This window comes from Bacillus sp. GW823-FHT06A11, from assembly GCF_058795355.1.
Genome location: NZ_JBXAHS010000003.1, coordinates 1 through 26,517 on the forward strand (window position 1 = coordinate 1; position 26,517 = coordinate 26,517).

Annotated in this window: 25 protein-coding genes and 2 pseudogenes; 21 read left to right on the top strand and 6 right to left on the bottom strand. The window is 33.9% G+C overall.

All coding sequences use genetic code 11. The annotated features are described in order from the left end of the window. A partial coding sequence (locus tag AC1Q8L_RS13995) for an SH3 domain-containing protein (RefSeq protein WP_492339447.1) occupies positions 1-564 on the top strand: 564 nt, incomplete at its 5' end. An 11-nt stretch (positions 565-575) separates the two neighbouring features. Here the strand turns inward: AC1Q8L_RS13995 and AC1Q8L_RS14000 are convergent. Further along, complete coding sequence (locus tag AC1Q8L_RS14000; RefSeq protein ID WP_000902381.1) at positions 576-2,336, bottom strand: peptidoglycan D,D-transpeptidase FtsI family protein; 1,761 nt, start codon at positions 2,334-2,336, stop codon at positions 576-578. 385 nt (positions 2,337-2,721) lie between these two features. Between AC1Q8L_RS14000 and AC1Q8L_RS14005 the strand changes: the two genes are divergently transcribed. From AC1Q8L_RS14005 to AC1Q8L_RS14045, 9 genes and pseudogenes are all read left to right on the top strand, one after another. Continuing rightward, positions 2,722-4,854: a peptidoglycan D,D-transpeptidase FtsI family protein gene (locus tag AC1Q8L_RS14005; RefSeq protein ID WP_025118372.1), complete on the top strand. Its 2,133-nt coding sequence runs from the start codon at positions 2,722-2,724 to the stop codon at positions 4,852-4,854. A 217-nt stretch (positions 4,855-5,071) separates the two neighbouring features. Next, on the top strand, positions 5,072-5,998 hold the full coding sequence (gene bla, locus AC1Q8L_RS14010; RefSeq protein ID WP_002094022.1) for a class A beta-lactamase Bla1: 927 nt from the start codon (positions 5,072-5,074) through the stop codon (positions 5,996-5,998). 155 nt (positions 5,999-6,153) lie between these two features. Then, a complete protein-coding gene (locus AC1Q8L_RS14015) occupies positions 6,154-6,714 on the top strand; it encodes a GNAT family N-acetyltransferase (RefSeq protein ID WP_025118371.1) in 561 nt (186 codons plus the stop codon). An 18-nt stretch (positions 6,715-6,732) separates the two neighbouring features. Beyond that, a pseudogene (locus AC1Q8L_RS14020) lies at positions 6,733-6,834 on the top strand (DUF2179 domain-containing protein); the annotation flags it as partial. 396 nt (positions 6,835-7,230) lie between these two features. Then, positions 7,231-8,073 (top strand): metallophosphoesterase, encoded by an 843-nt coding sequence (locus AC1Q8L_RS14025; RefSeq protein WP_000037685.1) that lies wholly within the window; start codon positions 7,231-7,233, stop codon positions 8,071-8,073. A gap of 215 nt (positions 8,074-8,288) precedes the next feature. Further along, entirely contained in the window at positions 8,289-8,540 is a 252-nt protein-coding gene (locus tag AC1Q8L_RS14030; protein ID WP_000548621.1) for a hypothetical protein, read from the top strand. Between the two features lie 188 nt (positions 8,541-8,728). Next, positions 8,729-9,454: an ABC transporter ATP-binding protein gene (locus AC1Q8L_RS14035; RefSeq protein ID WP_001187075.1), complete on the top strand. Its 726-nt coding sequence runs from the start codon at positions 8,729-8,731 to the stop codon at positions 9,452-9,454. Then, a complete protein-coding gene (locus AC1Q8L_RS14040; protein WP_001266734.1) occupies positions 9,451-10,470 on the top strand; it encodes an ABC transporter permease in 1,020 nt (339 codons plus the stop codon). Before AC1Q8L_RS14035 ends, AC1Q8L_RS14040 begins: the two co-directional genes overlap by 4 nt. Positions 10,471-10,494: 24 nt before the next feature. Beyond that, positions 10,495-11,148, top strand: a complete 654-nt coding sequence (locus AC1Q8L_RS14045) for a TetR/AcrR family transcriptional regulator (RefSeq protein WP_001168196.1) — start codon at positions 10,495-10,497, stop codon at positions 11,146-11,148. Positions 11,149-11,269: 121 nt separating this feature from the next. Here AC1Q8L_RS14045 and AC1Q8L_RS14050 read toward each other — a convergent pair whose 3' ends face one another. Then, positions 11,270-11,569 carry a WGxxGxxG family protein gene (locus AC1Q8L_RS14050; RefSeq protein WP_000728159.1) on the bottom strand — a complete coding sequence of 100 codons (300 nt, stop codon included), beginning with the start codon at positions 11,567-11,569 and terminating at the stop codon, positions 11,270-11,272. A gap of 233 nt (positions 11,570-11,802) precedes the next feature. Here AC1Q8L_RS14050 and AC1Q8L_RS14055 point away from each other — a divergent pair, with 233 nt between their 5' ends. From AC1Q8L_RS14055 to AC1Q8L_RS14090, 8 genes are all read left to right on the top strand, one after another. Continuing rightward, positions 11,803-12,771, top strand: a complete 969-nt coding sequence (locus tag AC1Q8L_RS14055; protein WP_001248644.1) for a YbgA family protein — start codon at positions 11,803-11,805, stop codon at positions 12,769-12,771. 216 nt (positions 12,772-12,987) lie between these two features. Continuing rightward, a complete protein-coding gene (locus tag AC1Q8L_RS14060; protein WP_000397279.1) occupies positions 12,988-14,133 on the top strand; it encodes an acyl-CoA dehydrogenase in 1,146 nt (381 codons plus the stop codon). Between the two features lie 15 nt (positions 14,134-14,148). Beyond that, a complete protein-coding gene (locus AC1Q8L_RS14065) occupies positions 14,149-15,486 on the top strand; it encodes an acetyl-CoA carboxylase biotin carboxylase subunit (RefSeq protein ID WP_000486742.1) in 1,338 nt (445 codons plus the stop codon). A gap of 26 nt (positions 15,487-15,512) precedes the next feature. Next, positions 15,513-15,728, top strand: coding sequence for an acetyl-CoA carboxylase biotin carboxyl carrier protein subunit (locus tag AC1Q8L_RS14070; RefSeq protein ID WP_001987345.1), 216 nt, complete (start codon positions 15,513-15,515; stop codon positions 15,726-15,728). Between the two features lie 21 nt (positions 15,729-15,749). After that, entirely contained in the window at positions 15,750-16,661 is a 912-nt protein-coding gene (gene mvaB / locus AC1Q8L_RS14075; protein ID WP_000775435.1) for a hydroxymethylglutaryl-CoA lyase, read from the top strand. Between the two features lie 4 nt (positions 16,662-16,665). After that, complete coding sequence (locus AC1Q8L_RS14080) at positions 16,666-17,454, top strand: enoyl-CoA hydratase (protein WP_000939814.1); 789 nt, start codon at positions 16,666-16,668, stop codon at positions 17,452-17,454. A gap of 2 nt (positions 17,455-17,456) precedes the next feature. Further along, positions 17,457-18,998 carry an acyl-CoA carboxylase subunit beta gene (locus tag AC1Q8L_RS14085; protein WP_000886744.1) on the top strand — a complete coding sequence of 514 codons (1,542 nt, stop codon included), beginning with the start codon at positions 17,457-17,459 and terminating at the stop codon, positions 18,996-18,998. A gap of 49 nt (positions 18,999-19,047) precedes the next feature. Then, entirely contained in the window at positions 19,048-20,988 is a 1,941-nt protein-coding gene (locus tag AC1Q8L_RS14090; RefSeq protein WP_000806505.1) for an AMP-binding protein, read from the top strand. A gap of 278 nt (positions 20,989-21,266) precedes the next feature. Here the strand turns inward: AC1Q8L_RS14090 and AC1Q8L_RS14095 are convergent, their stop codons facing one another. Continuing rightward, positions 21,267-21,704 (bottom strand): hypothetical protein, encoded by a 438-nt coding sequence (locus AC1Q8L_RS14095; RefSeq protein WP_170956753.1) that lies wholly within the window; start codon positions 21,702-21,704, stop codon positions 21,267-21,269. Between the two features lie 562 nt (positions 21,705-22,266). Between AC1Q8L_RS14095 and AC1Q8L_RS14100 the strand changes: the two genes are divergently transcribed. Together AC1Q8L_RS14100 and AC1Q8L_RS14105 are read left to right on the top strand one after the other, a co-directional pair. After that, complete coding sequence (locus AC1Q8L_RS14100) at positions 22,267-22,623, top strand: hypothetical protein (RefSeq protein WP_000535577.1); 357 nt, start codon at positions 22,267-22,269, stop codon at positions 22,621-22,623. Positions 22,624-22,728: 105 nt separating this feature from the next. Next, a complete protein-coding gene (locus AC1Q8L_RS14105) occupies positions 22,729-23,262 on the top strand; it encodes a GNAT family N-acetyltransferase (RefSeq protein ID WP_000990089.1) in 534 nt (177 codons plus the stop codon). A gap of 270 nt (positions 23,263-23,532) precedes the next feature. Here the strand turns inward: AC1Q8L_RS14105 and AC1Q8L_RS14110 are convergent, their stop codons facing one another. Both AC1Q8L_RS14110 and AC1Q8L_RS14115 read right to left on the bottom strand, forming a co-directional pair. Next, complete coding sequence (locus tag AC1Q8L_RS14110) at positions 23,533-24,141, bottom strand: hypothetical protein (RefSeq protein ID WP_000136053.1); 609 nt, start codon at positions 24,139-24,141, stop codon at positions 23,533-23,535. Positions 24,142-24,854: 713 nt separating this feature from the next. After that, complete coding sequence (locus AC1Q8L_RS14115) at positions 24,855-24,992, bottom strand: DUF3956 domain-containing protein (RefSeq protein ID WP_000376554.1); 138 nt, start codon at positions 24,990-24,992, stop codon at positions 24,855-24,857. A 182-nt stretch (positions 24,993-25,174) separates the two neighbouring features. On the opposite strand from AC1Q8L_RS14115, the pseudogene AC1Q8L_RS14120 reads away from it, so the two are divergent. Then, positions 25,175-25,267, top strand: a pseudogene (locus tag AC1Q8L_RS14120) (DinB family protein); the annotation flags it as partial. A gap of 58 nt (positions 25,268-25,325) precedes the next feature. On the opposite strand, the gene AC1Q8L_RS14125 reads toward AC1Q8L_RS14120, so the two are convergent. Beyond that, complete coding sequence (locus tag AC1Q8L_RS14125) at positions 25,326-26,342, bottom strand: D-alanyl-D-alanine carboxypeptidase family protein (RefSeq protein ID WP_001160059.1); 1,017 nt, start codon at positions 26,340-26,342, stop codon at positions 25,326-25,328. Between the last annotated feature and the right edge of the window lie 175 nt (positions 26,343-26,517).

Here is a 26,517-nt window from a genome sequence, read left to right on the forward strand (position 1 = left end):
AAGCCTAAAACAAAAGATGAGTCTGCTCAAGATCCATCATTAAAACAATTTATGAATGAACTATATCAAAGTACGAACTCAAAAAATGAAAATGACCTGTACAAAGCGTTAAATGATGAAGTTCTATTTAAAGGGAAGAGTTATAAAAAGGATGAACTGAAGTTTGATGAAGATATTTTTCATGAGTTGCAAGTCGCTCTTACAATGGGGGGAGAGTTTGCAAATGATACAAAAAAAGTATACAAAGTACCAAGTGGATTGACAGAAAGTAACCAACCAAAGCAAGCGCATTTTATATATGCAACGGTTACTGGAAATAAAACGAAAATTTTAGCTGAACCAAAACGAGAATCACAAGTGTTATATGAAGTATCTAATGAAATGGTAAAAGCTTGGATTCCAGAAAAAGTGCAAAATGATGGATATATAAAAATATCGACAATTAATGGCAATACTGGATACGTACAAAAAGAGTATGTTTTAACTGATATTAAGTATTCATTTATGTTCGAAAAAAATGATAATGGTGAATGGAAAATAATAAATATAGATTCTATTTGGTAAAAGAGGAAGGTTCACTTTAATGAACCTTCCTCTTTGTTTTTATTCTCTTTTTGAAGTGTATGCCAAGACTCTAAAATTTCTGATGTAACGAGAGCAGCGATGTTTTTTTCTGAATTACTACCAGGAATAACGACAGAAACGGCAATTTGTGGATCTTCGGTAGGAGCATATGCAATGAAAAGAGAATGATTTATCATTCTTTCTTGCTCATTCGGAAAACCTGTAATACCTGTTTTACCTGCGACGTCAAAGGGCAACTTTTTAATTTCCTCTATATTTTGACTCATTCCACCTTGCACGACACTCCAAAAGGTCATCGGGTAACGATTTGAACTTTCTAAAATTGGTTTAAACTTTTTTGTTTCCTTACCGTCCGGACTAATAATTGCACTTACAGTTTGAGGTTTATATTTATCACCTTTACTTGCCAAAGTTGCTGCATATTGAGCGAGTTGAAGAGGGGTATGCACTTCATTTCCTCCCCAAGAGGCGTTTAATAAAGCGGAGATTCCATTTTCAAACTTATTAGATGGATGGAATTCATATTGTCCGTCTTCTTCAAAGGGTAAATCAATCCCGGTTTTAGAACGTAGGCCGAATTGCATTAAATAATCTGTCCATATATGTGCCACTTTTTCTATATTCCCATTATTTTGGTTGAATAGGGGCAGAGCTACTTTTGCTGTCATAAATGTGTTAGATGAATTAATGATAGCCTGCCTCGGTGTAATCTCCCCTGTTGGTGTTCCAGGCGCATTCGTAATGTTATTTTGATTATCATACTGAAAAGTACCTTTATCTAAATAAGTATCTTCGGGTTGGAAAAGCTTTTCATTTAATCCAATTAAAATAGTAAGTGGTTTTATAGTAGAAGCCATATTTACATAAGATTCACCATACTTTAATTTTTGAATTGCTTTATTTTGCGAAAGAGATTTAATGTTTTCTTTTCTAGAAGATACATGTGTATTTAATATATTTGGATCAAAAACTACCGAGTTGGCCATAGTTAAAATTGCGCCAGTTTTCGCATCGCTCACTACAGCATAACCAGCTTTAGCATCAGGTGTTTTCTTAATTTGAGATTTTAATGCTTCTTCTGCCTTTTGCTGCAACTCAGAGTCTAAAGCTAGCCGTACATCTTTACCTTTTTGTACGTTTTGAATGTTCCATAAGAACTTTTTATTATTCAATTTAAAAATAAGAGTTTTACCTGGTTTTCCTTTTAAATCATTTTCATATTGCAGCTCAATCCCGCTTTTTCCAACAGCCAAATGCTTTGAATTAAGGTCATTTTCTACATACCCAATTACTTGTGAACCAATTTCGTGTTTAGGATAATATCGAATCCATTCATCTTTAATTATTACATTATTGGGTTTGTTTTTGTTTATGAATGCAAGTTCATTCTCAGTTATATCAGAGTATAACGGTATATCATTCATAGTCTGCTTTTTACAAGATTGTTGTAATTGAGATTTTATGTTCTCTGTAGAAATATCATGTTGAAATTCGCTTGAAAATTGATTAAAAAAAGCTAATGTGTTTGATGTATCTTGTTTCGATAGCTTTTCGTCATTAGAAGTGCAATATAGAGACTTAACTTTCTTATTTGTAGCTAGTATTACACCATTTTGATCAAAAATCTTTCCTCTTTCAGCTGAAGAAGTTGCGATAGTAATTGAAATGAAGTTGATTTTTAATAAAATTAGTAAAATCAAACCTACGATAGAAAAAACCGCAAAAAATCTCCATCTTTTTATATGTAACATATAACCCTCCCTTATGTAGCCTATTTCATCTTATATTTAATTATTTTTTTTGTAAATGTGGAACAACTTTATTGTTTAGGTTGTCTATTAAGTATTACAGCATGAAGAAAGGAATAATTAGCATGAAAATTTACTAGCAAGTTTATATGTGAGTTTAATAAGAGTCATTATACAGTTTAGCACTTCTCATGCAAGTGGCAAAAAAAATAGAGAGAAAACAGGAAGGGAGAGTTATTAATTCCGTATCTAAACGAAAAGAAATGGTTGCTTACAAGGATTAAGCAAAAAAATTGAGGCAATATTTATAACCGATTATCGGTATCTAATATATAAGGAATGCTTTTAGTATTTGTAGCAATTTCTGAAAGGATTAAATGGAGGATTTATGAAAGAACAAAAAGGCAACAAGCAGAAGACATATATATCTATTCGATTAAATATAATGTTCCTTTGCATATTTGTACTATTCTCAGCTATTATTATGCAGCTAGGAAAGGTACAAATCGTTGAGGGAGAGGCTTATAAGAACCAAGTGGAAAGTAGTCAAAATGCAATAACTAGTATTCCAGTTCCACGTGGACAAATTTTAGATCGAGAAGGGAAAACAGTTGTTAATAATAAATCTCTTCGCACAATTACGTATACAAGGGTGAAGGGAATTACGAGTGAAGATATTTTAAAAACAGCAAAAGACTTGGCGAAAGTACTTGAAATGCCTGAACAAGATATAAATAAATTAACAGATATCGATAAAAAAGATTTTTGGATGCAGTTGAATTCGAAACGTGCGGAGACAAAGATTACTAAGAAAGATATAGAAAAGTTTAAAGAAAAGGGTATAGAGGGAAAAGAGTTAGATAAAAAAATAGAAGACTTAAGACGAGGTCGTGTTACAGAGGTAGAATTAGCAGAATTAACAGCACAAGATTTAAAGGTGTTAGTTATTAAAAGTAAAATGAGTTCAGGTTATCAACTAACACCACAAATCATTAAAAAAGATGTAACAGATGAAGAGTATGCGCGGATAAGCGAAAATCTTGCGAATTTTCCAGGAGTAGATGCAACTGTTGATTGGGAACGTAATTATGTAAACGGTAATTTATTTCGTTCTGTATTAGGAAATATTACGAGTAGTGAAGAAGGATTACCGAAAGAAAATTTAGATTCTTATTTAGTACGTGGATATAACCGTAATGATCGTGTTGGAAAAAGTTATATTGAACAACGATATGAAGATGTATTACACGGCACAAAAGAAGAAGTGAAAAATATTACTGATAAATCAGGAAACATTGTTAGCACAGAAATAATCTCTAAAGGAAAAAGTGGCAATAGTTTAACATTAACGATTGATATGGAATTACAAAAGAAAGTGGAAGAAAGTATAGAGAAAAACTTGAGAGCTTTTAAGAGTTCAGAGCCACTGCTCGATCGAGCTTTTGTTGTCATGACGAATCCAAATAACGGACAAATTTTATCAATGGCAGGCAAAAAGATTGTAGAAAAAGAAGGGAAAATAGAAGTTGAGGATTTGGCATTAGGAAACATGACAACTTCGTATGAGCTAGGGTCAGCTGTAAAAGGTGCTACTTTATTAACTGGATATGAGACAGGCGCAATACATCCAGGAGATCAATTTTATGACGCGCCGATGAAATTTAAAGGTACACAAGCTAAGAAATCGTGGAATGTATCCGGATTTGGTAATATTAATGATTTACGGGCTTTACAAGTATCTTCGAATGTATACATGTTCCAGACAGCTTTAAAAATTGCGGGAGTTAATTACGTACCAAATGGCTCATTGGATATTAAACAAGGAGCATTTGATACGATGCGCTATTATTTCAAGCAATTTGGTTTAGGTGTCCCAACAGGTATTGATTTACCGAATGAAATAATTGGACAAACGAGAAAAGTAGATAGTCAACCTGGGTTTTTACTAGATTTTTCTATCGGTCAGTATGATACGTATACGCCGTTGCAATTAGCGCAATATATTTCAACGATTGCGAATGGTGGTTATAGAATGCAACCTCAAATTGTACAAGAAATACGAGAACAATCAATAAAAGAAGAGGTTGGCAAAGTTATACGTTCCATAGAGCCTGTCGTATTAAATCGAATTGATATGAAGAAAGAACATATTGATCGGATAAAAGAAGGGTTTAGATGGGTATTCCAAGAAGGTGATGGAACTGGCGTGAAATATTTCAAAAACGCGCCATATAAACCAGCAGGAAAGACAGGAACAGCCCAAACTGTATATGGTGGAGATGACCCGATTGGTAGAAATGCAAAAGGAGAACGTATGGAATGTTACAACTTAACGTTAGTTGGATATGCTCCATATGATAATCCAGAAGTAGCATTTTCCGTAGTAGTTCCATGGCTTCATGATGATAAAAATGGAATTAATTCTATAATCGGAAAGGAAGTATTAGATGTATACTTTGATTTGAAACAGCAACGTATACATGGTGAAGCTACTAGTACAGGTAGTTCTAAGCAAAATTAGAGTACTTTTCTCAGGGAAAGAACCTGTTCATATAAAGCCATTTATAAGTAAAAATATGAAATATGAAATAGGAGATAGAGGCGTCGTAGCTACTATCTCTTATTTTGTTAATAACTCTCATACTAGCTATAATTTTTTTAGTTTATGGAACAAATTTGGTTCGGTGATTGTCTATTATGTGTACGTATAAAAAGGTGCTAAAAATTTGGAAGGAATGATGATTTTGAAAAATAAGAGGATGCTAAAAATAGGAATATGCGTTGGTATATTAGGTTTAAGTATTACAAGCCTAGAAGCTTTTACAGGAGGGGCACTGCAAGTTGAAGCGAAAGAAAAGACTGGACAAGTGAAACATAAAAATCAGGCGACGCATAAAGAGTTCTCTCAACTTGAGAAAAAATTTGATGCTCGAGTAGGTGTATATGCGATTGATACTGGTACAAATCAAACAATTTCTTATCGATCTAACGAAAGATTTGCCTTCGCATCAACCTACAAGGCTTTAGCAGCAGGAGTATTACTACAGCAAAACTCAATTGATACATTAAATGAAGTAATCACATTTACGAAAGAAGACTTAGTGGATTATTCACCTGTTACAGAGAAACATGTAGATACTGGAATGAAACTAGGAGAAATTGCTGAGGCTGCTGTTCGTTCAAGTGATAATACTGCAGGGAACATTTTATTTAATAAAATAGGCGGACCTAAAGGATATGAAAAAGCGCTTAGAAAGATGGGGGATCGGGTTACTATGTCTGATCGCTTTGAAACAGAATTAAACGAAGCTATTCCAGGAGACATTCGTGACACTAGTACAGCGAAAGCAACTGCTACGAATCTTAAAGCTTTTACGGTCGGAAATGCACTTCCAGCTGAAAAACGTAAAATTCTTACAGAGTGGATGAAAGGAAATGCTACTGGGGACAAACTTATTCGTGCAGGCGTACCAACTGACTGGGTAGTTGGAGATAAATCAGGTGCTGGCAGTTACGGAACAAGAAATGATATTGCTATCGTTTGGCCTCCGAATAGAGCACCAATTATCATCGCAATTTTATCTAGTAAAGATGAGAAAGAGGCTAGCTATGATAATCAACTCATTGCAGAGGCAACGGAAGTTATAGTTAAGGCTCTTAAGTAATAATCTTTCAATTCTTTATGTAATATAATTAAAAATAAGAACTTGGAAAGCGATTCTTTTTAATGTGAAAAGAATCGCTTTTTTATAAGCATGTAAACTATTTATACCTATGTATTATAAAGATATAATTAATGTAGAAAAGAGGGTGAATAGTTATGGAGAATGACAATCAAGTCTTTTGGAGAACAGATTGTCTTGTTTTGAGAAGGTTTAGTATGGATGACACTAACTACTTTCATTTTTATCGTTCTAATCCAGAAGTGGCTAGATTTCAGTCATGGGTTAATTATCAATATCATGAGGCTAAAACGTTTGTAAATGAACAAGTTAAAAATAATCCTAATCTACCAGGTACTTGGTTCCAGTTCGCAATTGCTTTGGCTGAAAATAACAAAATAATTGGAGATTGTGCACTTCACACACTTGTAAATGAACCTCGCATCGTAGAAATTGGATTTACTCTTTCTCCAGAATATCAGGGGAAAGGCTATGCAACTGAAGCTGTTTGTGCCTTACTGAATTACATATTTCATTCATTACGGAAACATAAAGTGATTGCATTTTCGGACGTTCGAAATAATAAGTCTATTTCTGTACTAGAACGAGTGGGGTTGAGGAGAGAAGGTCATTTATTACAGAATTACATGCTAAAAGGGCAGTGGATTGATGAATATCAATATTCAATATTGAAGTCTGAATGGAATGACGCTACATAATTTTAAAATTTAGAAACAATGAAGGAACTTATTCATGAAATTGATGAAAATGCCTTTGTCACTGTATATGATGTTGCGGAAGTACAAGGCGGAAACTTTAAAAAGCATGATATTCATTAAGGGTATTAACTAAGTTAAATGTTTTATACATAGTTGATTATTGAAAAAGATAAAAAACTCACCACATATAGAGAGACAACTGGTATGTACTATGATGTACAACGGCAAGATACATAGAACTAAAACTAAGATATTCATACGAACTCAAAAAGCTGAAATTCCTTAACTTGGGAATTTCGGCTTTAATGTTATATGATAGAGTTACGATTAGAACAGAACCGGGCATGTTTACTTCAACAGAGTGATATAAGTTCTTCAGTTCCTAAAATTAGAAACTTGTACTTGATTATCGTAGTTAAATCGATTTCACTTTAAAAGAGAACCGTTAGATAAAAAGAATAATCTATTGAAATGTTTTTGAGAATTGTAGTATTGATGAAGATTTTAGGAGGGAATATGAGCAAGAAGATTAAAAGAAGTATATTACTTATTGCTACATTAGTAGGTTGTAGTATCTTTTTATATTTACAGAACAATTTAATAAGTATAACTGAGGTTAAAATAACCTCTAGTAAAATACCATCCTCTTTTAAAGGGTATAAAATTCTACAAATTTCAGACTTACACAATAAAAAATTTGGCGATAATCAAGATGTGTTAATTCAAAAAATAAAAAGTATAGACCCAGATATTATTGCGATTACGGGTGATTTAATTGACAGTAAATCATGCGATGCAGAAGTTAGTATGCAATTAATACGAGAAATTGTAAAGAAATATCCTGTATATTTTGTGACAGGAAACCATGAACAATGGTCTGGAAAGTATAACAATTTAGAAAAAGAGTTGAAGAAATATGATGTCAATGTTTTAAGGAATGAACATGTAGGCATTCGAAAGGGTGAGCAAGAAATAAACTTGCTCGGTATTGATGATCCAGAGTTTGTTACTGGAAACCGTGATGAAGGAAATATTATAATAGATGAAATTAAAAAAGCGAAAATTGAAATGCAGCCAGATAAATATAATGTATTATTATCCCATCGGCCTGAATTTATAAAGGAATATACGAATGAGAGGTTGGATTTGGTTTTATCGGGACATGCTCATGGAGGGCAAGTTAGATTGCCATTTATCGGAGGATTAGTTGCGCCAAATCAAGGTGTTTTACCTAAATATACAGCGGGTTTATATGTAGAACAAAATACATCAATGGTAGTGAGTAGAGGATTAGGAAATAGTATCATTCCGCAAAGGATTTTGAATAGGCCAGAAATTGTAGTCGTGCAGCTAAATTAAGCTGTACGATTTTTTTTATACAAAAATGAGTAAAGGGGCTTTCTGTATTTTGCAGGAGTAAACATTACAATTTTGTTAAAAATTTTCTACGTTACATAAAGTAACAAAATTTGACCCTCAGTGTTTGTTATAGTGTAAATAATCAAAAAACTTAAAATTTGTCGAGTGAAAATTGTGATAAGTAATTCATATAAAAAACTTAAAGGGGTGTACACATGCATAAAGAATATGAAATTGAAGAATACACGGCGATTGAGGAACAAATCCATTATTATTGTAAATGTTTATTAGTAAGTCATCCTGATCAAATAATAAAGTATTTAGAAAAAAGGTTAGAAAAATATGCAGAAACATTACAATATGCACATTTATATCCTGACACAGTTATTTTACCGTTACAGCAATTAGTTATCGAATATTCTTTAGACGTTGCTAGAATTCGGAAGTATATGAATTTAAAAACGTAAAGTGAAATTTATAGTTTAAATGAAACAGAGTCGACTTTAGGAAATGAAATTCTAATGTCGACTCTGTTTCATTTTTTAATATCGGTGATTGAACATACATACTAATCAACGAAGTTTGACATATAATTAAGCAAGAGTAAAATAAAAGTGAGTACTCACTCATTTTTATTGGAAAAGGAGGATGAAACGTGCAACAACCTTCAATTATTTTACGGACTGTATCAAAAAGTTTTGGAAAAAAAGAAGTGTTACACAATCTTTCATTGCAAGTTGAAAAAGCAGAGATTTTTGGTTTTGTTGGACCTTCTGGATCGGGGAAAACAACGCTCATTAAAATGATTGCAGGTATTAATGAGGCAACGAAAGGTGAAGTACTTGTTAATAATACTAATATGCCTAATTTAAATGAAATGAAACGAATTGGTTATATGGCCCAGGCGGATGCATTATATGAAGAATTGTCAGCATATGAAAATGCAGATTTTATAGCAACGATGTATGGATTAAAGGGAAAAAGTAAAAAGACAAGAATTGCAGAGGTTTTTGAACTTGTACAATTGTCACAGTATATGAAAAAGCAAGTACAACAATTTTCAGGTGGAATGAAAAAACGCTTATCATTAGCAATAGCACTCCTCCATGAACCAGAAATATTAATTTTAGATGAGCCTACAGTGGGGATAGATCCGCTTCTTAGGAAAACGATTTGGGAAAAATTTTATGATCTTAAAAAGAAAGGCACAACGATTATTGTAACGACGCACATTATGGATGAAGCTGAATTTTGTGAGCGTCTAGGATTAATTAGAGAAGGGAAACTAGTTGCGGTTGGAACAACTGAAGAATTGAAAAAACGCGTGTCATCTGGACGGATTGAAGATGTCTTTTTGTTGGAAGAGGTGGTGTCATCATGAGAGTTACTGGTGTAATCATTCGTATTATTCGCCAATTTTTTCGAGATAAGCGTTCGTTAGCGATGATGTTTGGGGCACCAATGTTATTACTTTGGCTATTATCGCTAGTGTTTACACAAAAAGACTATATACCGCAAATTGCTGTTGTTGATATGCCCGCTCAAATAGTAAAAGTGATGAAAAATCAAGAAGCGTCAATTTATGAATACAGTAAAGAAAACGCGATTTCTGAGTTAGAAAAACAAAAGGTAGATGCAATACTTCGAATAGAGAATGGAAAAATGAAACTTCTGTTGGAAGGTAGTGATTCGTCAAAAAATCGTGCTGTACTTCAAGTATTGCAAAAAAGCACAGAGAAGAATGATGTATCGATTATGAAACCTGAAGTAAATTTTTTACATGGCTCTAAAGACTTTACGATGTTTGATGGGCTTGGTCCTGTATTAATTGGTTTCTTTACATTTTTCTTTGTATTTATATTATCAGGTGTATCCTTCGTAAGAGAACGTTTAAGTGGTACGCTAGAAAGGTTATTATCCACCCCAATAAGAAGATGGGAAATAGTCGCAGGTTATATTATTGGTTTTGGAATCTTTGCCTTTATACAATCCATTATTATCGTAAGTTTTTCCGTTTATATTTTAGATTTATACGTAGCTGGATCTATATGGCTAACGCTACTTATTACATGTATGCTCTCTTTAACTGCACTAACATTAGGTACGTTTTTATCGGCATACGCAAATAATGAATTTCAAATGATTCAATTTATACCGCTTGTTATTGTGCCACAAATCTTCTTTTCTGGATTGTTTCCAATGGAATCTATGAACAAGTGGCTACAAATGTTAGGGAAAGTATTTCCACTCACATACGGCGCTGACGCAATGAGACAAGTGATGATTCGGAATCAAGGGTTTACAGAGATTGCATTAGATCTTGCTGTATTATTACTTTTTTCAATATTATTTGCAGTAGGAAATGTATTTGCTTTAAAGAAACATCGCAAAATATAATAATGACAAAAAGGAGCTTTATAAATGCAGAAGGATTGGCTGGAGGAATTAATAGCTGCAACTAATACGGATAAAAGAAATGAACGTCAAATGCGAATATTAGAGGCGGCTGTTGATATGTTTGGAGAAAAAGGATACGCTTCAACTTCAACAAGTGAAATTGCAAAACGGGCTGGTGTAGCGGAAGGAACAATCTTCCGCTACTATAAGACGAAAAAAGATTTATTACTAGCGGTCGTAATGCCAACTTTAACTAAGTTCGCTGCACCATTTTTCGTACAAACCTTTGCAAAAGAAATATTTAAATCGGAGTATGAATCATATGAAAGACTTTTAAGGGTTGTAATTCATAATAGGTTTAAATTTGCTCAAAAACACTTTCCTATGATAAAAATATTAATTCAAGAGGTGCCATTCCAACCAGAACTGAAAAATGAAATACAGCAATTAGTAGAAACAGAACTGTTTTCACATTTCAAAAAGTTGATTGTGAAATTTCAAGAAGAAGGGGAAATTATTGAGATATCACCATCTTCCGTACTACGTCTTACTTTATCAGCTGTATTAGGTTTATTATTAACACGATTTTTATTATTGCCTGAAGAAAAATGGAATGATGAAGCGGAAATTGAAAATACGATTCAATTTATATTGTATGGATTAACTCCACGATTTTAATCGTTGAAGTGTGAATTACATACATTACTTTTAAGTAAAAATAAATCGCCTTTAAAAAGGCGATTTATTTTCATTATATATTTTTGATAAATAAGTGCTTGTTTACTAAAAACATTCTAAATCAGCGTGTTTCTTTGTCTCTTCTTCTAAGACCTAATAATCCTGCTAGTCCTAATAAACCAAGCCAAGCCCAATTATTATTTTTATCACGATTATCATTTAAATCATTTGTTGTATTTACATTTCGAGTTCTTACATCATTATTAACTCTGTCTAAGTTATTGTCATTTACTCGAGTTGAAATATCAGTGTTATTAACTCTATTCATATTATTTCCATCGTATTCAGCTTGCGTAGATGTACCTAAAAACATAATAGATAGTGTTAAAACACTCAAAATAGATGATAATTTCTTTTTCATAACAATCCCTCCTTTCTTAATCATTAATTTCTCCGAAGCATGTGTGTATTATTCATTTCACAATATCTAAACCCTCATTAATAGGGCGCACATTTATAGAAAATAGAGTTGAATGATTGTTAATGTATCATTGGATTTATATTTCTCATAAAAATAACTGAATCAAACTTTGCTTAAAATGTTAATCTTAGTACAATTTATATTATACGGACTAGTAATAAGGAGGTAATAAGATGCGACAATTTGCAAAACCTACAATCGTCGTAAGTAAATGTTTAGAATTTGATGCTTGTCGTTATAATGGAGAGATGATTCCAGATGTAACAATACGAAATTTGCAGCCATTTGTTACATTTATACCTGTTTGTCCAGAAGTCGAGATTGGATTGGGGACTCCTCGTGAAACGATACGAATTGTAGAAGAAAATGGTGAGAATAGACTTGTGCAACCGTCGACACGAGAAGATGTAACTGAAAAAATGGAGCAGTTTTCAAATGACTTTTTACAAACGATATCGGATGTGGATGGTTTTATTTTAAAGAATCGTTCACCAAGTTGTGGTACGCGTGATGTGAAAATTTATTCTGGTTTTGAAAAAGCGCCAGCAAAGGGAAAAGGAGCTGGCTTATTTGGCGGAGCAGTAGTAAAAAATTTTTCGTATCTTCCTATTGAAGAGGAAGGTAGATTGTCGAATTTTATTATTAGAGAGCATTTCTTTACAAGGCTATTTACAATCGCATATTACAAAATGATTAAACACAATAAAAATATGAAAGAACTTGTATCGTTTCAGTCGGATAATAAATATTTATTTATGGCATATAATCAGGTGAAACAAAAGGAATTAGGTCGTATAATTGCAAATCAAAAAAATGAAAAGATTGAAGTGGTATTTGAAAACTATGAGAAGACTTTATATGAATTATTTATGCGTGCGCCCCGTTATACATCGAATGTAAATGTATGCGAGCACATTTTTGGATATTTTAAAACAAAGTTAAAAAAACAAGAAAAAGATCATTTTATAGAACTGTTACAAAAGTATGCAGAAAAGAAAATACCACTTAGTAGTTTACTTACAATTTTAAAATCATGGGCTATTCGATTTGATGAAAAGTATTTATTAAGACAAACATATTTCGAACCATATCCTGAAGCATTAGTAGAAATTTCTGATTCCGGAAAAGGTAGAGATTATTAAACAATAAATTACATAATTCGACACAAAACCTCCTATGTTGTTGTAGAACAATGTAGGAATTTTTTTGTGCATTAGTACAGAATCTGTTTTAAAATTAAGTTATGACAGAATTATAGCAATTGTCTAACTAATATTCTTGTCTTTTAAGTTGTTATGTTTGTAGTAGAAACTCGCACGCTGTCGAAACTCAATATTCGATAAGGGGTGTGTAGCGGAATGGAATTTACTCTAACTCGCGAAAAACAAATGATTAAAGAAATGGTACGTGACTTTGCTGAAAAGGAAATCGCACCGAAAGCTGTATATTATGACAAAACTGCAGAGTTTCCATATGAAACATTTCAAAAAATGGGCGAACTAGGATTACTAGGCATCCCATTCCCAGAAGAGTATGGAGGTTCAGGTGGCGATACAGTATCGTATGCTTTAGCAGTTGAAGAAATTGGTCGCGCTTGTGGTGGCACCGGTTTAAGCTATGCTGCAACAATTTCATTAGGTGCTTCTCCAATTTATTATTTCGGTACAGAAGAACAAAAACAAAAGTATTTAGTTCCAATGGCGTCAGGTAAAACATTAGGTGCCTTCGGATTAACGGAGCCGAATGCTGGATCAGATGCAGGTGGTACTCAAACGAAAGCGGTATTAGATGGTGATGAGTATGTAATCAGTGGTGAGAAGTGTTGGATTACAAACGCAGAGTATGCAAATACAATTATAGTAACCGCTGTCAACGGTATTGAAGAGAATGGTAGAAAACGTATTTCTGCATTTATCGTGCCTACTACGAGTGAAGGATTAACGATTTCAAGTCCTTACGATAAGATGGGTGTTCGCGCTTCTAATACTTGTGAAATCGTACTTGATGGTGTTCGTGTACCGAAAGAAAATATTCTTGGTGATGTAAATAAAGGCTTTAAACAATTTTTATATACACTTGATGGAGGGCGTATTTCAATCGCTGCATTGGCAGTTGGTATTGCGCAATCAGCCTTTGAACGTGCATTACAATATGCGAAAGAACGTCAACAATTTGGAAAGTCAATCTCTAATTTCCAAGCGATTCAATTTAAATTAGCTGATATGGCGACTGAAGTAGAGCTAGCACGCAATTTAGTACATAAAGCAGCTTGGTTAAAAGATAACGATAAACCTTTCGGCAAAGAAGCGGCAATGGCAAAACTATTTGCATCGGAAGCAGCAAGCCGTATTGCGAATCAAGCAGTACAGATTCATGGTGGATATGGTTATATGCGTGAATATGAAGTTGAACGACATATTCGTGATGCGAAACTATTAGAAATTGGTGAAGGAACTTCTGAAATTCAACGTCTCGTAATTGCTAGACATTTAGGATGTAGATAAAAGGGAGGAATCACTATGTTTCAAAAAATATTAATTGCGAATCGCGGGGAAATTGCTGTTCGTATTATGAAAACTTGTCAAAAACTTGGCATACGCACTGTTGCTATTTATTCTGAAGCAGATGAAAATGCCCTTCATGTGAAGATGGCAAATGAAGCTTACTTAGTAGGTGGACCGCGTGTTCAAGAAAGTTATTTAAACCTTGAAAAAATTATTGAAATAGCTAAGAAGACAAATGCAGAAGCGATTCATCCGGGTTATGGTTTATTATCAGAGAATCCGTCTTTTCCGGTTCGTTGCAAAGAAGAAGGAATCGTATTTATCGGTCCTTCAGAAGAAATCATTACGAAGATGGGAAGTAAAATCGAATCACGTATCGCAATGCAAGCAGCAGATGTCCCAGTAGTCCCAGGTATTACTACAAATATTGAAACTGCTGAAGAAGCAATTGAAATTGCAAAACAAATTGGTTATCCCTTAATGCTTAAGGCATCCGCAGGCGGCGGAGGCATTGGTATGCAGTTGATGGAAACTGAGCAAACGCTCACCAAAGCGTTTGAAAGTAATAAAACAAGAGCGCAAAACTTCTTTGGTAACGGAGAAATGTATTTAGAGCGATATATAGCAGATGCGCATCATATTGAAATTCAGCTTTTAGCAGATACACATGGTAACACAGTGTATTTATGGGAGCGTGAATGTTCGGTACAGCGCCGAAATCAAAAAGTAATCGAAGAAGCACCTTCACCATTTTTAGATGAAGGTACACGAAAGGCGATGGGAGAAGTTGCTGTACAAGCTGCCAAAGCACTTGGCTATACAAATGCAGGTACAGTTGAGTTTCTTGTAGATGATCAGAAGAACTTCTATTTCTTAGAGATGAATACGAGATTACAAGTAGAGCATCCAGTGACAGAAGAAATTACGGGATTAGACCTTGTAGAACAGCAACTCCTTATCGCAAGTGGAGAGAAACTATCATTTACTCAGGATGATGTAAAACGTAGTGGTCATGCCATTGAAGCTCGTATTTATGCAGAGGATCCGAAAACATTCTTCCCATCACCTGGGAAAATTACAGATTTAACATTACCGTCAAATGTACGGATTGATCACTTCTTAGAAAATCATGTAACGATTACACCTTTCTATGATCCAATGATTGCGAAAGTCATTGCACATGGCGAGACTCGTGAAGAAGCAATTTCGAAATTACATGATGCTCTAGAAGAATTAAAAGTAGAAGGTATTAAAACGAACACGCCAATGCTACTGCAAGTTTTGGAAGACGAAGTGTTCAAAGAGGGTATTTATACAACGGGGTTTGTAACGAAACAACTCGTTAAAAAATAAGATTTAACAATATTAAGGGGGAAAAAATGATGACGAAAGTATACGCATCGATGGCAGGAAACGTTTGGAAGATTGTTGTAGGAGTAGGAGATACAGTAGAGGAAGAGCAGGATGTCGTCATTTTGGAATCTATGAAAATGGAAATTCCAATCATTTCAGAAGAAGCTGGCACAGTTATGAAAATTAATGTGCAAGAAGGCGATTTTGTAAATGAAGGAGATGTATTATTAGAAATTGAATAGGGAGATATAGGGGGAAGCGAATTGAAACTACCTAATTTTGCTGTCATTAAAGAAGTCGGGCCACGTGATGGCTTACAAAATGAAAAAAAGATTGTTGGCACAAAAGATAAAGTAAAATGGATTCAACTACTTACAGAAGCAGGATTGTCGTATGTTGAAGTTTCCTCATTCGTTCACCCAAAATGGGTCCCTGCATTAGCAGATGCAAATGATGTATTTTCTGAGCTGAAAAGGGACCCAAATGTTACATATGCTGCGCTTGTTCCGAATCAAAATGGTTTGGAACGAGCTTTTTTGCAAAATGTAGATGAGGTGAATGTTTTTTTATCAGCAAGTGAATCTCATAATAAAAGTAATATTAATAAATCGATTAAAGAAGCATTAGTTGTAATTGAAGATATAACAAAACAGGCATTATTCGAAGGGAAAAAGGTAAGAGGCTATGTTTCTACTGTATTTGGATGTCCTTATGAAGGGGATATAAGTGTCACAGCAGTTGACGAATTATGTAATCAACTATTTTCATACGGCATTTATGAAGTTTCTCTTGGGGATACAATCGGTGTAGCGAATCCATTACAAGTAGAACAAGTATTAGAACATCTATTAAAGAAGTATGATGCTTCGCAGTTTGCAATGCATTTTCATAATACGTATGGAATGGCTCTAGCGAATGTAGTTAAATCATTAGAATACGGTATTAAAACGTTTGATAGTTCTTGTGGTGGACTCGGGGGCTGCCCTTATGCACCAGGAGCATCAGGTAATGTTGCTACTGATGACCTAGTACATATGCTCCATAAGTTAGGAGTCCAAACGAATATTGATGAAGAGAAGTTATTGAGAGCAAGTCAATTTATTCAAAGTAAATTAAATATCCAATTACCGAGTCATGTGTATAGAGCGCTTCAACATAAAACGATAAGTAGGTGAGAAGATGCTACAATTACAAAACATTTCAGTTGATTATGTAACACCTCACGTTGTAAAGATTTCGTTATATCGTGAAAGACAAGCAAACTCATTATCTTTAGCATTATTAGATGAATTACAAACTATATTAACTCAAATAAGTGAAGATTCAAACGTGCGTGTAGTTATTTTGACTGGTGCTGGTGAAAAAGCATTTTGTGCTGGTGCAGATTTAAAAGAGCGTGCCGATATGAACGAAGAACAAGTTCGCCATGCTGTTAGTATGATTCGCACTACTATGGAGATGGTTGAACAATTACCACAGCCAGTTATTGCTGCTATAAATGGAATTGCACTTGGTGGTGGTACGGAATTAAGTTTAGCTTGTGATTTTAGAATTGCTGCTGAATCTGCAAGTCTTGGTCTTACTGAAACGACACTTGCAATTATACCAGGAGCAGGTGGTACACAGCGCTTACCGAGATTAATTGGTGTTGGTAGAGCGAAAGAATTAATTTATACAGGTAGACGTATTTCAGCGCAAGAAGCAAAAGAATACGGTTTAGTAGAATTTGTTGTACCAGCTAATTTACTTGAAGAGAAAGCGATTGAAATAGCAGAGAAAATTGCTAGTAATGGACCGATTGCTGTTCGATTAGCAAAAGAGGCAATTTCAAATGGTATTCAAGTTGATTTACATACCGGATTACAAATGGAAAAACAAGCGTATGAAGGTGTAATCCATACGAAAGATCGAATAGAAGGATTACAGGCATTCAAAGAAAAACGCAAACCGATGTATAAGGGGGAGTAAATATGTTAGACCAAAAACAACAATCTAATTCATTTGAAGAACGAGTTGAAACAATTAAACAAGGCGGGGCACCGAAATATCATGAGCAAAATAAAGCAAAAGGAAAATTATTTGTTCGAGATCGTTTAGCGCTTCTATTTGATAATGGCGAATATGTAGAAGATGCATTATTTGCTAACTGTGAACAAACAGGCTTACCTGCGGATGGCGTTGTAACGGCAACGGGTAAAATACATGGTCGTACTGCGTGTGTAATGGCCAATGATTCTACTGTAAAAGCTGGATCATGGGGATCACGCACAGTTGAAAAGATTTTACGTATTCAAGAAACAGCTGAAAAACTACGTGTTCCGTTATTTTATTTAGTCGACTCTGCTGGAGCACGTATTACAGATCAAGTAGAAATGTTCCCAGGGCGCCGCGGTGCAGGAAGAATCTTCTATAATCAAGTGAAGTTATCAGGTAAAGTTCCTCAAGTATGCTTGTTATTTGGACCTTCTGCAGCTGGTGGTGCGTATATTCCAGCCTTTTGTGACGTTGTAATGATGGTAGAAGGAAATGCATCTATGTATTTAGGATCTCCTCGTATGGCTGAGATGGTTATCGGTGAGAAGGTAACTTTAGAAGAGATGGGCGGAGCTCGTATGCATTGCTCTGTATCAGGATGCGGAGATGTTTTATGTAAGACAGAAGAAGATGCGATTACACAAGCAAGGCAATACATTTCATATTTTCCAAATAACTACTTAGAAAAGACTCCATTGGTTACACCCCAAGAACCGAAACAATTCGATAAAACGTTAGAACAAATCATTCCAGAAAATCAAAATGCTCCTTTCAATATGAAAGATCTCATTAATAGAGTTATTGATGAAGGTTCATTCTATGAAGTAAAAAAATTATTTGCTCAAGAGCTAATTACAGGCTTAGCACGTATTGATGGTAAGCCAGTTGGTATTATTGCAAATCAGCCGCGTATGAAGGGCGGCGTATTATTCCATGATTCAGCTGATAAAGCTGCTAAGTTTATTAATTTATGCGACGCATATCATATTCCATTATTATTCCTTGCGGATGTACCAGGATTTATGATCGGTACAAAAGTAGAGCGTGCTGGTATTATTCGCCACGGTGCAAAAATGATTTCTGCAATGAGTGAAGCGACTGTACCGAAGATTTCTATCGTTGTTCGTAAAGCATATGGCGCTGGTTTATATGCGATGGCAGGTCCAGCATTTGAACCAGATTGCTGCCTGGCATTACCGACAGCCTCTATTGCGGTAATGGGTCCAGAAGCTGCGGTTAATGCTGTATATGCAAATAAAATTGCAGCTTTACCAGAAGAAGAGCGTGCTAGCTTCATTGCTGAAAAACGTGAAGAGTATAAGAAAGATATTGATATTTATCATTTAGCATCAGAGATGGTGATTGATGGTATTGTTCATCCAAACAATTTACGTGAAGAGTTAAAAGGACGTTTCGAAATGTATATGAGTAAATATCAAGTATTCACGGATCGTAAACATCCTGTATATCCAGTTTAAAAGCCCTATTTAGGGCTTTCTTGCTCAAAAAGTTAAGGAGGGGAAAACATTGAAACAAGCAGTTTGGTTTCCAACAGAAGAGTACAAGGAAAAAACACGTTTATATAGTTGGATGAAATCATTGGGATATGAAGACTATGAAACTTTTTATAATAAATCTATTGAGGAAACAGCTTGGCTTTGGGGAGAGGCAGAAAAAGCAGTTGGCTATCAATGGATGAAACCTTATACAGAAGTGTTAGATTTAGAAAATGGTACACCGTTTGCACAGTGGTATAATGGCGGAACATGTAACGTTGTAGAATCAGCTTTATCCCGCTGGCTTGCGGATGAAGAGACAAGAATACAGCCAGCACTTCAGTACGAAGGAGAAAATGGAACTTCAAAATCATTTACATATGAAGAGCTTGATAACTGGGTAAGCCGTGTTGCCAATGGTTTGAAACACGCGGGTATTGAAAAAGGTGACCGTGTAACAATTTATATGCCGATGATTCCAGAAACAGTTGTTGCGATGCTAGCTGTAATGAAAATTGGAGCAATTATTTCACCAATATTCTCAGGCTTTGCGTCTGATGCAGTTATGACACGTGTGCAAGCGGCAGGTTCAAAAATGATTATTACCGCAGATGGATTTTCACGCCGCGGTAAAATTGTTTCTTTAAAAGATGAAGTAGATAAAGCTTGTGAACATTGCCCAACTGTTGAAAAAGTTGTTATCGTTCGTCATGCAGGAAATGATTTTACACCACATAACTATGACTTTTCGTGGAGTACGCTAGAAAAAGAAAAACCATTCATACATGCCGAGGAAATGCAAAGTGATGATCCATTAATGCTCATTTATACATCAGGAACGACTGGTAAGCCGAAAGGAACAGTACACACGCATGCAGGATTTCCTTTGAAAGCAGCTTTTGATGCAGGATTTGGAATGAATATTAAACAAGGTGATCGTGTATTATGGGTAACTGATATGGGCTGGATGATGGGGCCGTTTCTATTATTCGGTTCACTCATTAATGGAGCAACGATGGTTATGTACGAAGGTGTTCCAGACTTCCCAGAAGCAGACCGGTTATGGGAGACAGTTGATAAATATGAAATTACTCATCTAGGTATTTCGCCAACGTTAATCCGAGCATTAATGGCAAAAGGTGATGAGTATGTCAATAAACATTCTTTAAAGAGTTTGGAAGTATTCGCATCAACAGGAGAACCTTGGAATCCTGATCCATGGATGTGGCTGTTTGAAACAGTTGGAAAAGGAAATGTTCCAATCTGTAACTACTCAGGTGGAACTGAAATCTCTGGTGGGATTTTCGGCAATGTTCTTATTAAGCCAATCGCACCGATTAGTTTTAACGCATCTTTACCAGGAATGGCAGCTGTCGTACTGGATGATCAAGGTAAACCAATTCGAGATGAAGTCGGAGAATTATGCTTAGAGAAACCTTGGGTAGGTATGACGAAAAGCTTCTGGGAAGATGATGAACGTTACGTAAACACATATTGGTCGCGTTTTGAAAATAAATGGGTCCACGGTGACTGGGTCATTTACGATGGTGAACAATATATCATCACAGGGCGTTCAGACGATACGTTAAATATTGCAGGTAAACGTATTGGACCTGCTGAATATGAATCTATTCTTGTGAAACATAACGATATAATCGAAGCTGCTGCAATTGGTGTACCTGACGAAGTAAAAGGTGAAGTTTGTCATTGTTTTGTAGTGTTAAGAGACCATGTAACATTCACAGGGGAATTAAAGAAAGAATTAATGAGTTTAGTAAACTCTCATATTGGAAAAGCGTTGTGTCCTAAAGACATCCACGTTGTAGAAGATTTACCGAAAACACGTAATTCTAAAGTAATGCGCCGTGTTATTAAAGCAGCTTACTTAGGAAAAGAATTAGGTGATTTGTCTTCACTTGTAAATCCTGAAGTAGTTCCGTTTATTCAGGGGTTACAGTCTAGTAAATTATAAAATTAGAAAGGATCTCTATATAAATAGAGATCCTTTTTTATGTTTATAAAAAGAGAAGAAGTGAAGTTGATGAAGAAGAAAAATTCTACTATTGGTGTTAAGTATGTTTTTTGTTTTAATCAAAATACGATATTATGGAATGTCTATTCAATGGAGAAATACTAATTTACAACAACAAGGTGATGACAAAGCGCGACTGCTTATATGCCGGTTTAAACCTTTTTATATATTACATCCTAGTATTTATCTCGCTATTTGCCGGGCAGTAATGCCCCCACCTAAAAATTCAGCGAAAGCAAGGAAGTAGGTGAGGGATCAACTTTCCGGAAAAGCCTGATTGATTCCAAAAGACATATTTTTTTCTTTACGTTGACATTGAAAATATTACCAATTTTTTCTTTTACAATGGCAACAAATAAAGAAACATTTACAACGACACTTATTTCGTTTAGAACTCCAATCATCATCACGATGACACTTTTCTTTAGATTTCCACCAATCATCATTACAATGTTTTTCCTGAGAACTCCAATCGTCATCACAATGACACTTTTCTTTAGATTTCCACCAATCATCATTACAATGCTTTTTCTGAGAACTCCAATCATCATCACAATGATGCTTTTCTTTAGATTTCCACCAATCATCACAACAATGCTTTTTCTGAGAACTCCAGCAATCATTTTTCCAGGACATTTATTTCTACCTCCTTTCAATAGTGTTCATATTATTCTATGTTTTAATAAAAAAATGGCTTGTTTATTAACCTACTATTTTATCTTTATATGATAGAGTGTCTTCTACTCGATATAGAATTCATACAAACTATGCTAATTTTTAAGAGAAAGTGGAGAGAACTACTACTAGTTATGGTATTTTTCAATAAACATTTATTGAAGAAAATGTTCTGATTACAAATAATATCTTATTTTCGAGTACGCTTTTTAAATGTATATTTCACAATGAAAAATGGGAAATCCACAAATAAAGTCTATGTATATGTGAGTTAATGGGAAAATCTAGTGTGTTTTTAAGGGGCGTCTTATTAAAAGAAAAAGATTTGTTTTAGAAAGTGGTGTCTAAACATTAAATGGAGTAGGACTAAATTCACGGCCGCTCATTAAACAAGATTTTAATTAGGAGAAGTCTGTTTTTATAATGAATAATGAAAAGAAGGTTTGGTACAATTGTTTGTTTTTTTCTTTTTATGTGTTTGCCTCGTACCCTTTTAAGCTAGTGGACATACTTTACTAATAGAAAGGATTAGGGGGTGAGGTATTGGGTTCTCGATTTAATAATTGTAAAAAGAAGTGTACATGTAAACAAGATGATTGTTGGGAAGTATTCGAAGAGTGTAAAAAAGAACAGCATGAGAAATGTGATAATTCTTGTGTACAAGGAATTAGAGATGAACTTAAGAAATTAATTAATCGAACAGTTCAAATTAATACAGAGGGACGTACTTATGTAGGTACTGTTTCGTCTGTAAGTTGTGATGTAGTTAGGCTTGCGGCTATTCCTGGATCGGTTGGAGTAATTATTTCCATTTGTAAAATTGAAGCAATTTTCCCACCTGTTACAACGGTTACTGCTGACTTTGATTTTAATGGTATTGATGTAGCAAACAAGGCATAATTATGCTGCTTTTTTGTAAAGCCATTCACATGAATGGCTTTATTTTAATTTCATATAAAAGGAGAATATATTCTTTATATAGAAATAAGTTTGAGGTTATAAAGTATGATGTACGAAAGGAGCATGGAAGTGATTAAACTAAAAACCTTTAAAAAATCTGATTTTAAACAATTAATAAATTGGATTAATTCCGAAGAATTTCTAATACAATGGTCAGGAAATGCATTCACATTCCCTTTAGACGAACAGCAATTAGAGAAGTATATAGAAAGTGCAAATACACTCGCTTTCAAAGTGGTAGATGAAGAGACTTCAGACGTTATTGGTCATATTTCGCTTGGGCAAATAGATAATATTAATAAGTCCGCTAGAATTGGAAAAGTATTAGTTGGTAATACGAAGATGAGGGGACGTTCTATAGGAAAACATATGATGAAAGCAGTACTTCATATTGCTTTTGACGAATTAAAACTACATAGAGTAACTCTTGGTGTGTATGATTTTAATATATCGGCCATTTCATGTTACGAAAAAATAGGGTTTGTAAAAGAAGGCTTATTAAGAGAGTCAAAAAGAGTAGGAGAAACGTATTGGAATTTATGGGAAATGAGTATGTTAGAATATGAATGGAAGAAGTAGCAACGATAGTAATTTATAATTATATTATGTTAACAAAAGGGGCTTGGTGGGTATAGTGAATAATAAAACAAAAATAATTTCAATTGCAGCTGTTTCGGGGGAGAGCTAGTATGTTAAAACTGACAAAGAAACCATTTTTGAAAAAGGCCCACCTGCATTGTTTCTGAGGAATAAGAGGGTGAGCCCTAATTAAACGAAACTGAATGAATCTGTAAAAATTGTAACTAAAGTATGCATCAACAAGGTATTAAAAGGGATGAATAGTAACCTTTATAGATTATTCCATATATAGCAAAACTGGTTAGCTTCTGATTTAAGCGCTACTAAATGATTATTATTAATAGAGTTATTCGTATACATTCTGTTCTTTTGGATGTTAAGTACCGTATAATTCACATCGTTTCGTTCATTTGAAAATGTTGATTCATTTAATAGTGTAAGTGTCGAGTTAATGTTGTACTTATCAATTCGCTCTTTTTTTCCTTTGAAAAACAGTTTGATAAGATGTGGCTCATTATTAATGAATAAGCCAAGTTCAGGTGATGAACGGACGATTAAATCATCTGATTTCCAATGTGATTTACCTGGATCAAACCAAGAGATGTCTTTATTTTTAATGAATTTTTTGTATTGCTTTATGACATCAATGTAGTTTTGTTTTTTTTTCTGATCAACCGTTTGTACTAATGTTTCGAAATATTCAAAAGATAGTTTGTTTTGATGAAATTTAATAACAGTTTCTCGTAATTGTTTCCAGTAATCAAAAGCTGGTTGATATTCAGGTTGGGATTTTAGATTTTTTATAAAGGTTGTTTTAGCTGTACTACCTTTCAGTGTGAAGTCTAAAAATTGTGTAAGCCCTACTTTAATTTCTGTCATATTATATCCCCTTCCAAACATTATTCATTTAATAATAGACGAAAAATCCGACATTTTTAAAGAAATGAGCTAGATGCTAGAAAATCCAATATCCATGCACAATAGATACGGGAAAGCCAATCCGTAAGTATAAATGATGGACCATTCAATTGAAGATAAATTAGGTAATAGGATTTTACCAGGTGATAGGTTATTAATATAATCAGATAGTGAGCTGATTTTAAAAGATAACAATTTAGATTATTTAGCTTGGATTTGAGAAAAAAAGTACATGGGAATAAAGAGGGATATAGGGAAATGGGCCCTCATCAAAAAATATAAGTTGGTATCAGTATACCGTAGAGAATGAGTGTATAGAACATACAAGTAAAAGTATTGGCAAGCACACTTAAAATAAGCCGTATAAAAAGTTAATCATTGTGTGCTTTGATAATATAGCGTCAGCGAAATAAATAGTGTGAAGGAGAGCTATCTTAACAAGTGTTTCATGTAACGTTCATATACTTTAATTTTATTATTAATCAAACTTGAATATTATAGAAACGGATAATGAGGTATGGGTGGTGCTCTTTTTTATTGAATAAAATGGGTTGATTTTTCGGATTTTCATTACAATATAACAAATAAAATTTAAATTTTATTTGTTGTTAAGAAAAGGTGAGAAGAAAATAAAAAAAGAGGGCTAATGCCCTCTTTTTTTATTAATTTGGTAATTAATCACAGATTGGTATCCCAAGCACTCTTAGAGCTAATGCTACTTGAAGGGAAATCTCTAATCTAGCAATTTCAATACCAGCTACTGAAAGAACTAAAAAAGGTTGTCCGTTTACAAATACAACGCAACTATCCATAGTTAAACCTCCTTTCTAGTAATCTACTATAGTATATGTATAGAACTTTAAAGTGTAATAGTTCAATTGTTGGATTTAATAGAATTAATAGATTAACCCATTTAAACTAAACAAACGAATACAACGAAAGGAAACAGAGATGGATGTATGCCTCGAAAAACATAGGTTTAAGACATGTAATGGGATATGAAATTCATCATATTGGTCAGCTATCTATATGGGCGAGGGAGTTAAACTTGCAACCTGTTTCAGCAAATTTAATTGGAAGAGGATGATAGAATTAAAAACCGACTTGCATCTCAAGCGCAAGTCGGTTATATATAAGAAGATTTCTTAATTGAAATCCTCGGATTTTTTCTGACGTATATGTAAAAACATTAAGGTGGTAATGATTAAAAAAATCATTATAGTTTGTATAATTAAATTTTTAAACTGAAGCAATATTGTCCAAGATGTAAGGGCGTCTTTAAAAGCTTGGAGTGCAGAGTACGAGGAAGGATCAAAACCATACTGTAGCAACTTTTTTGTTTCAATAAATGAGATGTTTTCTTCATCTGCATCTAATATTACTGAAATTAGTCTAGTATCTCCTAGTTTTGCTGTACTGACAAAACTATAATTACCGTTAGTTGAAAAACTAGTTTGTAAGCCATCAACACCTTGAAGTTTAATGTTTTCATTAAGGGAATATATCATTTTATTCGTATTGAAAACCTGGGAATCTTTGAAGGTAAATTGGTAAGAGGTTAGTTTCGTAATATTCAATACATCTGGAAAATCTTTTACTAATCGTGCAGCTAGTTTAGCTGCGTCTATTGCTGTTGTAGTTGATTGTTTATTTGTATCATGATTAATTCCAGTAGAGTTTAGAAATGGAGATGGTTGTAATAACTGTAGTTCTTTTGCTTTTTTATTCATTAATATTGTAAAGTTGTCTTCATTTCCAGCAATGTGTTCTGCTAGAGCGAGTGCAGAACGATTATTCCCTGCCAGTAGCAATGCATGAAGTAAATCACGAACCGTTGTTTTATCATTCGATGTTACTTGTATAGGGCTTGTTTCTACTCGGAAAACTTCGTTACTTATTTGTACGAAGTCATCTAACTGTATTTTTCTATCATTTAGTTGTTCCAATACGATATATTCCGTCATTAATTTAGATAAAGTAGCTGATTGTACTGGGGTTTCTTCATTCTTTTTATAAACAATTTCACCTGAATTAGCATTTATTAAAATAGCTGATTTAGCCTGAATAATCGGACCATTTACATAAAGATAAAAATATAAAACGATAAGTGCAGTAATGAAAAAAGATAATAATAAAATAGCGAATTTTTTTAAGAATTGCATAAGTGATCCTCCTATTATGACATCAATAATAGTATTGTAAAAAGGAATGCTTAATTAGGAAGAAAGAAAAGGTAAAGAATTTCTAAATAATTATAAAGGATTATTAAATTTAGGGAAATAATAGAAAAAGTTCAATTTCTTATATGATAAGAAATTGAACTTTTTATTTGTAATA

Coding starts and splice junctions, on each gene's coding strand:
- AC1Q8L_RS14000 (WP_000902381.1), bottom strand. CDS start 2,336: ATGTTACATATAAAAAGATGGAGATTTTTTGCGGTTTTTTCTATCGTA.
- AC1Q8L_RS14005 (WP_025118372.1), top strand. CDS start 2,722: ATGAAAGAACAAAAAGGCAACAAGCAGAAGACATATATATCTATTCGA.
- bla (WP_002094022.1), top strand. CDS start 5,072: ATGATTTTGAAAAATAAGAGGATGCTAAAAATAGGAATATGCGTTGGT.
- AC1Q8L_RS14015 (WP_025118371.1), top strand. CDS start 6,154: ATGGAGAATGACAATCAAGTCTTTTGGAGAACAGATTGTCTTGTTTTG.
- AC1Q8L_RS14025 (WP_000037685.1), top strand. CDS start 7,231: ATGAGCAAGAAGATTAAAAGAAGTATATTACTTATTGCTACATTAGTA.
- AC1Q8L_RS14030 (WP_000548621.1), top strand. CDS start 8,289: ATGCATAAAGAATATGAAATTGAAGAATACACGGCGATTGAGGAACAA.
- AC1Q8L_RS14040 (WP_001266734.1), top strand. CDS start 9,451: ATGAGAGTTACTGGTGTAATCATTCGTATTATTCGCCAATTTTTTCGA.
- AC1Q8L_RS14045 (WP_001168196.1), top strand. CDS start 10,495: ATGCAGAAGGATTGGCTGGAGGAATTAATAGCTGCAACTAATACGGAT.
- AC1Q8L_RS14050 (WP_000728159.1), bottom strand. CDS start 11,569: ATGAAAAAGAAATTATCATCTATTTTGAGTGTTTTAACACTATCTATT.
- AC1Q8L_RS14055 (WP_001248644.1), top strand. CDS start 11,803: ATGCGACAATTTGCAAAACCTACAATCGTCGTAAGTAAATGTTTAGAA.
- AC1Q8L_RS14060 (WP_000397279.1), top strand. CDS start 12,988: ATGGAATTTACTCTAACTCGCGAAAAACAAATGATTAAAGAAATGGTA.
- AC1Q8L_RS14065 (WP_000486742.1), top strand. CDS start 14,149: ATGTTTCAAAAAATATTAATTGCGAATCGCGGGGAAATTGCTGTTCGT.
- AC1Q8L_RS14070 (WP_001987345.1), top strand. CDS start 15,513: ATGATGACGAAAGTATACGCATCGATGGCAGGAAACGTTTGGAAGATT.
- AC1Q8L_RS14080 (WP_000939814.1), top strand. CDS start 16,666: ATGCTACAATTACAAAACATTTCAGTTGATTATGTAACACCTCACGTT.
- AC1Q8L_RS14085 (WP_000886744.1), top strand. CDS start 17,457: ATGTTAGACCAAAAACAACAATCTAATTCATTTGAAGAACGAGTTGAA.
- AC1Q8L_RS14105 (WP_000990089.1), top strand. CDS start 22,729: ATGATGTACGAAAGGAGCATGGAAGTGATTAAACTAAAAACCTTTAAA.
- AC1Q8L_RS14110 (WP_000136053.1), bottom strand. CDS start 24,141: ATGACAGAAATTAAAGTAGGGCTTACACAATTTTTAGACTTCACACTG.
- AC1Q8L_RS14115 (WP_000376554.1), bottom strand. CDS start 24,992: ATGGATAGTTGCGTTGTATTTGTAAACGGACAACCTTTTTTAGTTCTT.
- AC1Q8L_RS14125 (WP_001160059.1), bottom strand. CDS start 26,342: ATGCAATTCTTAAAAAAATTCGCTATTTTATTATTATCTTTTTTCATT.